Genomic DNA, 12,874 nt, shown 5'->3' on the forward strand with positions numbered 1-12,874 from the left:
CACTGTGTTTGGAGAAAAGATAAACAAAAGCTTTACTTTCAATAAATATTGATTATGAGTATATGTCATAATTTTTTAATTGAACGTTTAGGATACATAATTGATTGTCCAGAGTCTGAAGGGTTTAACATAGTAAATATGCCTTGCCTAAACTTTCCTTGAAGTTGTGCTTTTTCGGGATTCAGTGAGATTGAACTATAGTTAAATTTGTATGAATGCAAAACATGATGAGTGAAAAAGCGATTAGTTTTATTATTTTTATAAAACTAATCGCTTTTTGCAATCATTAGTACCATTAGATTTTATTTAAGTGAAACTGATTTTTACTAGATTGTCTAGTTGCATAACCCACGATAAATATATCAATGAAAATAGCATAAATCATTGCCGGTGCATAAAATGTTAATGTGATTATCAGCCCAACTAATTTAATTGCAACGTCCAAAATAATTGAAGAGTTGGGTAAGGCATACAACCAGCCAAAATGAGCAGCAGGATTTACTTTTTTTAAAGAATAAGAAATGGCCATGTTACTAAACGAAACAGCTAATACGATAATGCCATAAAGTGCCTGGGCTGTGACGTTGTTAAAATTGGATGCTACTAAACTTGTGGTATATGGAAAGAATGAAGCTAAAAATAACATGACTAAGGAATAAGAAACGGTTGCGTTAGAAACACTCTTTACTTTGTGCCAATTATTGTGGTGCGTGGTCCACATTAAACCAATCCAAAAAAACGATAGTGTGTAAGCAAAAAAGTTAGCGCGTAACGCCCATAGGCCAGCTAAATTAACAGTTTTTGGCTTTTCCAGTTCCAAAACTAAAATAGTCATAATAATGGCGAGAACAGCATCTGTAAAAGCTGCCAAGCGTTCTTTATTCAAAGTAAAACCTTCTTTATCTCATATTTTCTTGCATATTTTTTTAGTATAACATGTTCTGAAGAAATCTTATTTCAAAAAAACGAATCTTTTTCTTGCCTTAGAGTACACACGAAGGTTTATGATGACCTTGTTGAATATGAAAGGCAGGTTTAACGATATTTATGACAACATCTAAAATGAATGGTGACAGAGAAACTTCACCAGGTTAAGTTTTAGTGCATACCAGCCAAAACAATAATACAAAAAAATAAAGATTTTTATATTGGAGGTGTCGATTATTGCTGATGAAGGCTCATTAATTATTTATTTTTCATTAACAGGTAATACAAAATCTGCAGCTGAAAAATTGCAAAAAAAGACTGGAGCTGCAATTTATCAACTACAACCAGAAAAGCCGTATCCAACCGACTACAATGGGATAGTAGCTGCTGGTGAAAAGGAAAAGGATAATCAAATTCACCCCAAATTGGGTGGTAATTTACCAGATTTTAATCAATATAGTAAAATTTACGTGGGTTATCCAACTTGGTGGTCACAACCGCCAATGATTATTCATAGTTTATTTGAACAGGGTAATTTTACGGGTAAAGAAGTTGTGGCTTTTTCAACCAGTGCATCAACACCTTTAGCAGATACGGTTGATGTGATTCAAAAGTTGGCCAAGGAAAATGGTGCTACATTTGTAGTTGAGTAAACAGGTTACTAGGAATTAATAGTGATTTAGGAAAAAATAGAAAGTATCGAAAGATGGAGGAAACTTATGGCGTATAAAACAATTAACCCATATACAAATGAGGTTGTGAAAGAATACCCAAATGCAACGACCGATGACATTCAAAAGGCGTTGACAGTGGGACATCAGTTATTCAAACAGTGGGAAGCAGATAAACCCGAGAATCGGTCAGGACAATTACATGAAATTGCCAAATTGTTTCGCAAGCACAGTGACCAGTTAGCTAAAGCTATGGTGACTGATATGGGAAAACTATATCGAGAGGCCCAAGGAGAAGTTGAACTTTGTGCATTGATTGCAGATTATTTTGCTGATCATGGGGCTCAATTATTAGCACCAACAAAAATTGAAACTGTCGCTACTGGGGATGCACAGATAAAAAAGCACCCACTTGGTATTTTAATGATGGTGGAGCCTTGGAATTTTCCAATGTATCAGATTATGCGGGTGTTTGCACCAAACTTTATGGTTGGTAATCCGATGATCTTGAAACATGCGTCAAACACACCAGGATCTGTGGTTGCGTTTGAAGATGTAATTAAGGAGTCATCAGCCCCAGATGCTAGCCTGCAAAATCTATTTTTAAGTTATGATCAAGTTAGTGAAATCATTGCGGATTCGCGGGTCCAAGGTGTTGCTTTGACAGGATCTGAACGTGGTGGTCGTAGCGTTGCCAAAGCAGCTGGTGAAAACTTGAAGAAAAACACCATGGAACTGGGCGGTACTGATGCATTTGTGGTATTAGATGATGCTGATATAGATAGTGTAGCGGATATTGCTTGGCGAGCTCGTCTTTACAACGCAGGTCAGGTATGTACATCGTCAAAACGATTTATCGTGGCGGTCAATTTGTATGATCAATTTTTAGCAAAGTTGAAGGAAAATTTTGCTAATGTGAAACCTGGAGATCCAATGGATAGTCAAACAACTTTAGCACCAATGAATTCTAAACGGGCAAAAGATAAGTTACAAAGTCAAGTTGATGAGGCTATTGAAGCCGGGGCAACGCTTTACTATGGTAATAAAAAAATTGATTTGCCCGGTCAATTTTTCCAACCTACTATTTTAACTGACATTAAAAAAGATAATCCGGCATATTCTGAAGAAATGTTTGGACCAGTAGCTCAGGTTTATAAAGTTAATAGTGAGCAAGAAGCAATTGATTTAGCTAATGATTCCGATTTAGGTTTAGGCGGGATTGTTTTCAGTGGTGATCCTAAACGTGGAACAAAAGTAGCTAGTCGGATTGAAACAGGGATGGTTTTCGTGAATAACTTCATGACTTCTCTACCCGACTTACCGTTTGGCGGTGTAAAAAATTCTGGCTATGGCCGAGAAATGAGTAGCTTAGGATTAAATGCCTTTGTTAATGAACAGTTGATTGTAACGGCTGATAAACCAAATATGGATAATTTGGCCGGTGGATTGGTTGCAACTGATCCTGAATAATTAAAACTTATATTGTGTTCGAAAAAAAGTTTCTTACAAATTTGTGGGAAACTTTTCGTTTTTCTCTTGCCTTAGAGTTCACACGAAGGTTTAGAATAACAAAGAGATGAAGAAAAGAATGAGGGAAGAGGAGAAAATATGAATATCAATGGTGTCAGTAAACAGTTTGATTTAACCAAAGATACGCTCCGTTATTGGGAGCGGTTAGGATTGTTACCAGAAATTAAACGAAATGACAGTGGTTACCGTGAGTATAGTGAACGCGACATGAACTGGGTTTTCTATATCAAAGCTTTACGAAATGCTGGCATGTCGATTGAAGCCCTAATTGAGTTTGTGAAGTTGTATCGTGAAGGGAAACAAACGGCCGGATCACGTAAGTCATTGTTGGTTGATCAACGGCAAGATTTAGAAGATCAACGTAAGAAAATTGAAAAGACGATTAAGTATCTTGATTATAAGATTGATCATTTTGAAGATCATACACTTAATTATGAAAGAGAAAAATTAGCATATGACGGAAACATTCAATAAATAAAATACGAGGAGAAAACAAAAATGAAATTATTAATTATGGCAGCAAATGGACAGATTGCCCGAATCGTTGAAGACCGTGTATTAAGTGAATCGGCTTTTAAAGATGTCGAACTAACCTTATTTTTAAGGAATAGTTCTCGGTTGAGTAATTTGGCAAATAATTCACGTGTGACTGTGGTTGAAGGTAGTCTTGATAACGAAAATGATGTGAACAAGGCAGTTTCTGGACAAGATATGGTCTTTGTAGCAGTTGTTGATCATACTAGCAACAATGCGTGGACTAAAAATGTGATTGCAGCAATGAAGGCCAATAATGTGCAACGAGTTGTCTTTACAAATATTTTGGGATTATATGATGAAGTTCCTGGTGAGTTTGGTCGCTGGAATCGTCAAAGTGTCATGAGTGGATTACCGGCCGCAATTAATTCAGATAAACTTCTTGACGAATCAGGGTTAGATTACACAACGTTGCGCTTACCATGGTTGAATGATCGTGATGAAGTGAAGTATGTGGTGACACACAAAAATGACCAGTACAATGGTGTCTCAGGATCACGGCAAAGTATTGCTGATGTGGTCTTGAAGATTGTGGCTGATCCAACTTTTGGATCAAAAGATAGTTTGGGAATTGCCGATCCAGCAACTCAGGGTTCAGATCGTCCGGTTTATTAAATAGAAGAAGTTCTTTTAAAGAGTAGTAAATTTCTCTAGGGAAAATTTGTTGCTCTTTTCTTGTTTCTGCACAAATATGTAACTAATAGATATTGCCTTGGAGTGAGATATAAGGTCCATAATAAAAAGTTAGTTTGATAATGTGTGGGTTTAGTGGACATGAATTTCAGAAAATGGAGGAATAAAATTTGCAAATAAAAAAACAAGGATCGACGCAAAAAGTTGTTGGTAAAATTGACGGCCAGCCAATATATGCACCGCAATTAGGAAGAACAAACGGTGAATGGCAAAATGGTTATGGGACACCATCTGATGGTCAAGATACAAACAACAAAAATCAACCAGTTCGGAAACTAACTAAGGATGCAAAACAACTTATTATTTATTTTTCACGGTCGGGAAGTACTGAATTGCTTGCCGGTATGATCGAAGAAAAAACTTCAGCTGATATTTTAGAGGTTGTCGTAAAAAATCCCTACCCTGGTGTTTATCAGAAAACACTGGAACGCGCAAATCTGGAACGAGAAAATAATAATTATCCAGAGCTGAATATGCAACTACCGGATTTAAGTCAGTATGACACAATTTTTTTAGGTTATCAGATTTGGGCAATGCATTTATCACACCCAATGAACTCATTTTTAACAACTTTTGGTCAACTGCTTTCGGGTAAAAGAATTGCGCCATTCATGAGTGAAGGTGGGTATGGCCAAGGCGACAGTGTTCAACAAATTCAAGAAATTTTGCGCGAACAAGGCGCCAGCCAAAACACTTTTACCCAAGCGTTGGTTGTTGATGGAAATAAAGTTGATCGGTCTAAGTTACAAGTTGCACAATGGATAGCAAAAATTAATAAATAAAATGAAGGTATAGACGAAAACTTTTCTTATTTGTGAAAAGTTTTTTATTGGATTTACGTACTAATTGAACGACAGATCAGCCTTGTGAGCATAGATTGATTCAGATTAAGCATTAGACGTATAACAAAGTTGCATTTAAACTGGATTTGTAAAGCTTAAATTGTAAATATGGAGGATACATCATGAAAAAAGTCGTTTTATTAGGAGCTTCCAGCCAAATAAGTCAGTATTTGATTCCAAGATTATTGTCTTTTCCTGAAATTCAATTAACGTTATTTTCAAGTCATGTACAAGTCTTGAAAAAATATCAGAAGACTAACAACGTCACAATTATCAAAGGTAACTGGCGTAATAGTGATGAGCTTGTGCGCGCAATTACTGGGCAAGACATTGTCTATTTGGCAACTTCTCAGTTTGAGAAGACCAATCGATTGGTCGTAAAAATCATGAAAAAAGTTGGCGGAGAGCGGCTAATTGTTGCGGGTGGGCTTGGTATTTATGATGAAGTTGCCGGTAAATTTGGTGAATGGAATGCCAACATGATGGGAGACTATACAATTTACAAGAATGCTGCTGCCGTGATTGATAACAGTGGGTTGAACTATACTTTTTTGCGGATGACTTGGTTGTATGATCAGGATGGTAACGAAGCATTTGAAATTGTTCCCAAGGGCGAGCCACTAAAAGGTACTCAAGTTACACGACAGGCAATTGCTAAACTAGTTACCGAAATTATTCAGGAGCCAACTAAATATAGTAAGCAAAATATTGGTGTTGTAGAACCAGATACAGAATGGGATAAGCCCTCGTTTTATTAAGTGTTTTCAAAATAGCAATTAGTAGTTTTCAAAGCTTTAATATAAAAGGAGAAAAATAAAAATGGACCGACCTTATATTTTTTGTCATATGGCAACTTCGTTAGATGGAAAGATTAGTGGGCCTTATCATGGGGCAGCAGGACCAGAACCTGGTCAACTATTTTATCATTTAGCATTTGAAAAAAATGGCTATTATCAACATCAGGGCTGGCTTTCAGGGCGAACCACTACAGATGATAATTTTACATTTTATAAAAAACCGGACCTTGATCAAAATGCGCCTCAGGTTCCGGCTGGGGACTTTGTTATTCCGACTAAGTTTGACAAGTATTATATTTCTATTGATCCTCATGGCCGCTTAGCTTGGCAGTCAAATGAATTAGTTTATCAAACGACCCATGCACAAGTCTTAGAAGTTCTTACGGGTCAAGCTAGTAATGCCTATAAAGCGTTTTTAAGGCATAAAAATATACCGTATATTATTTCAGGTAAGGATAAACTGGATGCTAAACTAGCTCTCGACAAGTTGAAGAATTTATTTCATATGGAAACCGTCATGTTAGGTGGTGGGGGCGTTTTAAATTGGTCTTTCATTCAGCAGGGATTGTGTGATGAGATAAGTTTGGTTTTGACACCGGCAGCAGATGGATCGAGCAAAACGCCAAGTTTATTCGAAGCTCGTGAAGGATTGTCCAAAGCAACACCCGTTTCATTTACTTTAAAAGGTGTAGAAACAAAAGGCAATACTGTTTGGCTACGTTATTTAGTAAACAATACTGACAAACAGTAAGCACTCTATGTTATATAAAGAAGGTAAAAAATGACAAAATTAACAGATACTTTTAACTTAACTAATGGCACAACGATTCCAAAAGTGGGATTTGGGACATGGCAAATCCCAGCTTCTCAAACAAAACAAGCAGTTTTAGATGCTTTAAGTGTAGGCTATCGGCACATTGATACTGCACTTGTTTATGGAAACGAAAAACAAGTAGGTGAAGCAGTTAAGGAGTCTGGTATGAAGCGTGATGATGTCTTTGTCACAACGAAGTTACCGGCTGAAACTAAGTCTTACCAAGGGACTTTAAATGATTTTAACACTTCATTAAGTAATCTTGATTTAGAGTACGTTGATCTGTATCTTGTTCATGCTCCTCAACCTTGGAGTCAGACAGGCGGCAATTATGATTTGGAAAACCGTGATGTTTGGAAGGCAATGGAAGAAATTTACAAATCTGGTAGAGCTAAAGCTATTGGCGTTTCAAATTTTGACGCGAATGATTTAAGTAATATTCTTAATCATTCAGAGATTAAACCAATGGTTGATCAAATTCAGTACTATGTGGGATATACGGAAGACGCCATTACCAAGTATGCCCAGAGTCATAATATTTTAGTTGAAGCCTATTCTCCACTAGCCACGGGAGCTTTATTAAACAATAAAGGTCTAAAGACAATGGCGAAAAAGTATGACGTTGACTTACCTCAACTCGCAATTCAATTCTGTATTCAAAATGGGATTGTGCCGCTTCCCAAAGCCACTCGTAAGACGCATATTGAAAGCAATACAAAACTGAACTTTGAGATATCTGATGCTGATATGGATGCAATGCGAAAAATGAAAGATACTTCTGTTACATGGCATTTTAGATAAAACTTGAAAATTGTGTATAAAATGGCCGAATAATAATCATTATTCGGCTTTTTTTCTTGTCTAAAATCCTGAGCTTCGGTTTCTTTCAGAAAAAATGAAACTTTTTTGAAAAAAGGCTTGCCTTGCAGTTACTACAACCCTCTATACTTCTTAATTGTAGTCAAACAAGAATATGAGGAGATGCAAACATGCAAAGTAAATTTACAAAATACGAATTTTCAATTTTATCGATCGTCTTGGTGAGTTATTTTATGACGGTTCTGGATGTTTCAGTTGTGATTACGGCATTACCAAAAATCCAGACTGATTTGAATTTATCAACCGCCAATTTAACCTGGGTACAAAATGCGTACACAATTATTTTCGGTGGCTTATTACTCCTAGGTGGTCGTTTAGGTGACATTATTGGGCGAAAACATGTTTTTAATTTTGGACTAGTCATCTTTGGATTAGGTTCTTTACTAGTAGGCTTAGCAAATAGTCCAATGTGGTTAATCATTGCTCGTGGCTTTCAGGGCGCTGGTGCTGCAGCCTTGGCACCATCAACTTTAGCCTTATTGATGGATAGTATTCCTGCAGGGGAAAAACGAATCAGAGCAGTTGCCGACTACGGGGCCGTTGCTGGAATTGGTGCAAGTCTTGGATTAGTAATCGGCGGTTTGTTCGCAAGTTTATTAAGTTGGCGATATGCATTTTTCGTAAATGTGCCAATTGCCATTGTAATGTTTATCTGGGCGACAAAAGCAGTTCGGTCAAGCAGGTCACAAAAAGGATCTTTTGATGGTATTGGGTCTTTGCTGTCACTGCTCGGTATGATTAGTTTAGTTTATGGGATTTTGTTAGTTTCTGAAAGTTCTACAGCTTGGGATTGGATTATTGCGGCCGTTATTTTATTGGGTCTGTTTATTTGGCGAGAAGCCAAAGTTGCTCAACCAATCATGCCATTAAGAGTTTTTAAGAATTCTGAACGGGCTGGTGCTTATTTAGCCCGAATGTTATTCCTCGGTGCCATGATGGCCTTTTGGTTCTTCATCACTCAATTTTTACAAGAAGTTTATGGCTTTTCACCCTTGATGGCTGGTCTAGGTTTCTTCCCAATGACAATTGCTAACTTTATTAGTGCACTGCAGGTTTCAAAACTAACCGCTAAATTTGGTAATGGGATGACACTTGTTGGAGGCTTAGTGTTAACAATTATTGGCATGTTTTGGCTGAGTTTTGCCGGCAATGGCAGTAATTATGTGCTTGCAATTGCTTTACCGATGATCTTAATTGGGGCAGGTCAAGGGGCAGTTTTGAGTCCTTTAACAACTGCAGGAATTGCTCAGATTAATGCAAGAGATGCTGGTGCAGCATCAGGAGTTGTGAATGTGGCCCATCAAGTAGGTGGCTCATTGGGCTTAGCACTTTTAGTCGTTTTGAGTTCTGTGGTTGCAAACTCCAACAGCTTGGTAATCCGAACAGACTGGGCACTACGAGGAGGCGTTGCTTTTCTTGTGATTGCTTTAATCCTTACGTTTATTATGATTGTGCCAAAGAAGAATAAAAATTAAATTAACAATAAATTGATTTTAAAATAGAAAGAAGCGTTATTATGAGTGTTTTTGAAGAATTAAGAAACGGAAAATCTTTCGATATTCGAAACGAACAGTATCAAAAGGAAGTTCATGGTGAAATTGATCGTGATGATCATTATTGTCATTTAATTAATATGACAGATCCTGCTAAAAAGCAGAATTTAAAAGATCTAGAGAACGAAATGTTTCATGGTCAAATGAAAGATGGCACTTATTTTACGCCACCATTTCATGTAGATTGTGCTAATCGAGTAAACTTGGGTAAAAATGTTTATGCTAATCATAGTTTAACTATGATGTCAGTTGGCACTATTACCATTGATGATGGTGTCATGATGGGACCGGGTGTTGGTTTTTATACGGTCAACCATGAGCCTAAAAATATTCGAGTGATTAAAACTGGTGAAATTCATATTAAGAAAAATGCTTGGATTGGTGCCCGTGTGAGCATTTTACCTGGGGTAACAATTGGAGAAAACTCAATTATTGGGACTGGAGCAGTTGTAACTAAAGATATTCCTGATAATTGTATTGCGGTAGGAACTCCAGCAAAGGTCATTAAACAATTGAACTAAAGCGCAGTTGTTTAAAAAAAATTCAAAAAATCAAGTTTTGCGGCTTGTCTTCAAGTGCACTTTAAGAGTTATGCTTTAGACAGTTCTTAAGAACATGAGAATCAATTTAAAAGGAGGATTAAAATGAACATTAAAGAAGCCAGTGAAAAAACAGGTGTTTCTTCGGCCACAATTAGGTATTACGAAAAGGAAACTTTAATTCCGGCGATTGATCGAAGCGAGGCTGGTAATCGTGAAATTGATGAACGAATTATTCGCCGCATTAATTTTGTGAAACAAATGCGAGCGGCAGGGATGAGTATTGAAAATCTCCGCCGGTACATTCAATTATTTGATAATCAAGAAGACAATACAAAAGAACAAATTGCTTTATTAAACGAGCAAATGGCCGAAATGGAAGAAAAACGTGATGATCTTCAGGCTGCTATTGATCATTTGCATTTTAAATTGAATCATTTTTATGATCATGTACAAGCAAGTGAAGAAGAATTGCGCACCCTTGAACGGCAGCATCAGGAAAAATTGGATCAGGATAAGTAAAAAATATTAAAAGATAGGTGGAAATTTATGATGAGTAAAGCATGGTTAATTACAGGCGTAAGTAGCGGATTTGGATTAGAATTAACAAAACAATTGTTAGCAGCTGGAAATACAGTCATTGGGACGGTTAGAAATGCGGCAAAAATTAAGGATTTAATTGCTCAGTATCCTGAGACATTTTCTTATGAAAAGTTGGATGTTACTGATGTAACCGCCATTCATAATGTGGTCAGCAAAGTTTCTAAAGAACATGCCACAATTGATGTGTTAGTTAATAATGCTGGGTATGGATTGTTTGGTGCAGCAGAAGAGCTTAGTGATGAAGAAGTCAATAAAATCCTTTCAACAGATTTATTGGGATCGATCCAAATGATTCGTTCAAATTTACCAAAAATGCGCGAGCAAAAACATGGAAGAATTATTCAAATTTCTTCATATGGTGGTCAAGTTGCTTTTCCAGGAAACTCAATGTATCATGCATCAAAATTTGGGATTGAAGGATTTGCAGAATCAGTGGCCCAAGAGGTAGCACCTTTCAATAGTGGTGTCACAATCGTAGAGCCGGGTGGTGCTCGTACGGAATTTAGATATGGAAGTGCTCAAGTAGCCAAAGCAATGCCAGCATATAAGGGAAATTCGGCTCGTTCATTTGAAAAAATGTTGGCCCTTGCTAATGGTTTAGCACCTGGAGATCCAGCACGAATGGCAACTCGAATTATTGAGAGTGTAGATCAAAATCCTGCTCCTTTACGGATGATGCTTGGATCAGCGGCCGTACAAAACACAATTGATGTGCTAACAAAGCGATTGGATGATTACAAAAAACAAAAGGATCTGGCAGCATCAACTGATTTTCCAGATGGCGAGTAGACCACTGCTAAATTTGAATAACGATTTGGATTAAATTGATGATTTTTGGCAAATTTTTCTAAAATAGTTTAAAACTTGATATACTGAAGGTGGAATTTAGCCTGGTTTGAGAACCGAAAGGAAGTTTGTTGAATGTCATTAATGTTGTCGTCTTTTGTTGTTCTGATTGCTGTTGCAATTAGTGATATTATTGCCAAAACTGTCAGTCATGTGTCAAGTACGTATATTAATTTGGTCATGGGAATTATTTTGGGAATAATTCCATTTACAAATCATTTGATTTTGAGCTTTGATGATAAAATTTTTATGATTTTTATTATTGCACCATTATTGTTTTTCGAAGGCCAGGCCACACCGGCTTTGTTGGTAAGAAAAAAGATTAATAATATTTTGGGAACGGCTGTAGGTTTAGCAGCCGTTTCGGCAATTATAGTGGCAATTGTGGTTCATCAAGTGTTTGCTTTGGCGATTCCGTTGGCATTGATTGTGACTGCCATCAGTACTCCAACTGATGCCACAGCTTTTGATTCAGTGATTGAGGGACGAACCATTCAAAGTGGGATAAGAAAAAGTTTAAAGTTAGAATCTTTATTTAATGATGCGACCGGAATAATTCTCTTGCAAGCTGCCTTCCTCTGGTTACAAACCGGTCAGGTCGCGTTTGGAAAAAATGTGTTATTGTTTTTATTTTCAGCAGGCGGTGGAATTATTTTGGGCGGAATTCTAAGCTTGATTGTGATGGCCTTTCGTCAATTTTTAGTTCGATCATCAGTCAATGTGATTTCATCGCAAACCCTAATTTACCTATTAACGCCATTTTGTATCTATTTCATTGCAGAAGAAGTAGGCGTTTCTGGAATTATTGCGGTCGTGACTGCTTGATTGATTCATAATAGCGAAACAACGCGGAGTCGATTTTCATCACCACGCCAGATGCATCTGGGTTTACAGCTGGTTAATTTTTCCAATAGTGTGTTAAACAGTTTTGTCTTTGTAGTGTTGGGACTTAGTTTGGAGAGAATTATTTTTGAACAGCGCCGCAGTATTGGGATTTCCTTGCGTTGGTTGGCGATAGGCGTTCTGGTTTACGTTTTATTATTGATTGTGCGTTTTATCTATGGTCGTTTTTTTATTTCGGATCGGACAAACAGATCTGCACTGTTATTTGCCCTTGGCGGGGTTCATGGGACAGTGACGTTAGCCATGACATTTTCTGTGTTAAGTAATGGGGTTTCGCGATCTCTTTTTAACGAAATAGTTCTTATTGAAACGGTTGTGATTATTTTGAGCATGTTAATTCCGACGATCGTTTTTAAAGTAATTCTTCCTTTAGATGCAGATACTTTAAATAAGACAACTCAGTTAAAGATCTTACGAAATGAAATGGTAATTGTTGGCGTTCAGCATGTGGAAACGATGACTTTGAGTAACAAAGTACGCGAAATCGTGATTTATGATTTGCGTGATCAGGTGCAAAAAAATACGTTAAAAGCATTTTTCAATCAATGGCGTTCTGTGACCACTGACAAGTCCACTTTGACAAGTATCCAAAGTGTGGAACAACGACGGGCCTTGATGCAAGCATTTGATGAAGAACGTAATTTTCTTTATGATCTTGCTAAAAATCACATGGTTAATTCCGAATATATTTATGATTTATTTAGTGAAATTTTGTTATCTGAATCGTTGGTATTAGATCCACA

The 12,874-nt window shown here is 37.0% G+C and carries 15 protein-coding genes; 14 read left to right on the plus strand and 1 reads right to left on the minus strand.

All coding sequences use genetic code 11. The annotated features are described in order from the left end of the window. Positions 1-295: 295 nt before the first annotated feature. A complete protein-coding gene (locus PPA04_RS05805; protein ID WP_057784428.1) occupies positions 296-886 on the minus strand; it encodes a TMEM175 family protein in 591 nt (196 codons plus the stop codon). Between the two features lie 268 nt (positions 887-1,154). On the opposite strand from PPA04_RS05805, the gene PPA04_RS05810 reads away from it, so the two are divergent. The 14 genes from PPA04_RS05810 to PPA04_RS09700 all read left to right on the plus strand — a co-directional run. After that, complete coding sequence (locus tag PPA04_RS05810; protein ID WP_229923066.1) at positions 1,155-1,580, plus strand: flavodoxin; 426 nt, start codon at positions 1,155-1,157, stop codon at positions 1,578-1,580. 66 nt (positions 1,581-1,646) lie between these two features. Then, positions 1,647-3,068: an NAD-dependent succinate-semialdehyde dehydrogenase gene (locus tag PPA04_RS05815; RefSeq protein WP_057784429.1), complete on the plus strand. Its 1,422-nt coding sequence runs from the start codon at positions 1,647-1,649 to the stop codon at positions 3,066-3,068. A gap of 138 nt (positions 3,069-3,206) precedes the next feature. Continuing rightward, positions 3,207-3,602 (plus strand): MerR family transcriptional regulator, encoded by a 396-nt coding sequence (locus PPA04_RS05820; protein WP_057784430.1) that lies wholly within the window; start codon positions 3,207-3,209, stop codon positions 3,600-3,602. A 24-nt stretch (positions 3,603-3,626) separates the two neighbouring features. Continuing rightward, positions 3,627-4,277: an NAD(P)H-binding protein gene (locus tag PPA04_RS05825; RefSeq protein WP_057784431.1), complete on the plus strand. Its 651-nt coding sequence runs from the start codon at positions 3,627-3,629 to the stop codon at positions 4,275-4,277. 188 nt (positions 4,278-4,465) lie between these two features. Beyond that, positions 4,466-5,137, plus strand: a complete 672-nt coding sequence (locus PPA04_RS05830) for a flavodoxin family protein (protein ID WP_057784432.1) — start codon at positions 4,466-4,468, stop codon at positions 5,135-5,137. 182 nt (positions 5,138-5,319) lie between these two features. Further along, positions 5,320-5,955, plus strand: a complete 636-nt coding sequence (locus tag PPA04_RS05835) for an NAD(P)H-binding protein (protein WP_057784433.1) — start codon at positions 5,320-5,322, stop codon at positions 5,953-5,955. Positions 5,956-6,016: 61 nt separating this feature from the next. After that, complete coding sequence (locus tag PPA04_RS05840) at positions 6,017-6,745, plus strand: RibD family protein (protein WP_057784434.1); 729 nt, start codon at positions 6,017-6,019, stop codon at positions 6,743-6,745. Positions 6,746-6,775: 30 nt separating this feature from the next. Next, entirely contained in the window at positions 6,776-7,609 is an 834-nt protein-coding gene (locus PPA04_RS05845) for an aldo/keto reductase family protein (RefSeq protein WP_057784435.1), read from the plus strand. Positions 7,610-7,797: 188 nt separating this feature from the next. After that, entirely contained in the window at positions 7,798-9,162 is a 1,365-nt protein-coding gene (locus tag PPA04_RS05850; protein WP_057784436.1) for an MFS transporter, read from the plus strand. Positions 9,163-9,203: 41 nt separating this feature from the next. Next, positions 9,204-9,761, plus strand: coding sequence for a DapH/DapD/GlmU-related protein (locus PPA04_RS05855; protein ID WP_057784437.1), 558 nt, complete (start codon positions 9,204-9,206; stop codon positions 9,759-9,761). 123 nt (positions 9,762-9,884) lie between these two features. Beyond that, on the plus strand, positions 9,885-10,301 hold the full coding sequence (locus PPA04_RS05860) for a MerR family transcriptional regulator (RefSeq protein ID WP_057784438.1): 417 nt from the start codon (positions 9,885-9,887) through the stop codon (positions 10,299-10,301). A gap of 30 nt (positions 10,302-10,331) precedes the next feature. Continuing rightward, positions 10,332-11,171, plus strand: a complete 840-nt coding sequence (locus PPA04_RS05865; RefSeq protein WP_229923063.1) for an SDR family oxidoreductase — start codon at positions 10,332-10,334, stop codon at positions 11,169-11,171. Positions 11,172-11,303: 132 nt separating this feature from the next. Then, positions 11,304-12,053 carry a cation:proton antiporter domain-containing protein gene (locus PPA04_RS09695; protein WP_229923064.1) on the plus strand — a complete coding sequence of 250 codons (750 nt, stop codon included), beginning with the start codon at positions 11,304-11,306 and terminating at the stop codon, positions 12,051-12,053. Further along, a partial coding sequence (locus PPA04_RS09700) for a cation:proton antiporter (protein ID WP_507763212.1) occupies positions 12,054-12,874 on the plus strand: 821 nt, incomplete at its 3' end.

This window comes from Pediococcus parvulus (assembly GCF_007990205.1).
Taxonomy (GTDB): domain Bacteria; phylum Bacillota; class Bacilli; order Lactobacillales; family Lactobacillaceae; genus Pediococcus; species Pediococcus parvulus.

What these genes read in the sequence shown, in the direction of transcription:
- PPA04_RS05815 (WP_057784429.1), top strand. Translation starts at nt 1,647, where the DNA reads ATGGCGTATAAAACAATTAACCCATATACAAATGAGGTTGTGAAAGAA.
- PPA04_RS05820 (WP_057784430.1), top strand. Translation starts at nt 3,207, where the DNA reads ATGAATATCAATGGTGTCAGTAAACAGTTTGATTTAACCAAAGATACG.
- PPA04_RS05825 (WP_057784431.1), top strand. Translation starts at nt 3,627, where the DNA reads ATGAAATTATTAATTATGGCAGCAAATGGACAGATTGCCCGAATCGTT.
- PPA04_RS05835 (WP_057784433.1), top strand. Translation starts at nt 5,320, where the DNA reads ATGAAAAAAGTCGTTTTATTAGGAGCTTCCAGCCAAATAAGTCAGTAT.
- PPA04_RS05840 (WP_057784434.1), top strand. Translation starts at nt 6,017, where the DNA reads ATGGACCGACCTTATATTTTTTGTCATATGGCAACTTCGTTAGATGGA.
- PPA04_RS05845 (WP_057784435.1), top strand. Translation starts at nt 6,776, where the DNA reads ATGACAAAATTAACAGATACTTTTAACTTAACTAATGGCACAACGATT.
- PPA04_RS05850 (WP_057784436.1), top strand. Translation starts at nt 7,798, where the DNA reads ATGCAAAGTAAATTTACAAAATACGAATTTTCAATTTTATCGATCGTC.
- PPA04_RS05855 (WP_057784437.1), top strand. Translation starts at nt 9,204, where the DNA reads ATGAGTGTTTTTGAAGAATTAAGAAACGGAAAATCTTTCGATATTCGA.
- PPA04_RS05860 (WP_057784438.1), top strand. Translation starts at nt 9,885, where the DNA reads ATGAACATTAAAGAAGCCAGTGAAAAAACAGGTGTTTCTTCGGCCACA.
- PPA04_RS05865 (WP_229923063.1), top strand. Translation starts at nt 10,332, where the DNA reads ATGAGTAAAGCATGGTTAATTACAGGCGTAAGTAGCGGATTTGGATTA.
- PPA04_RS09695 (WP_229923064.1), top strand. Translation starts at nt 11,304, where the DNA reads ATGTCATTAATGTTGTCGTCTTTTGTTGTTCTGATTGCTGTTGCAATT.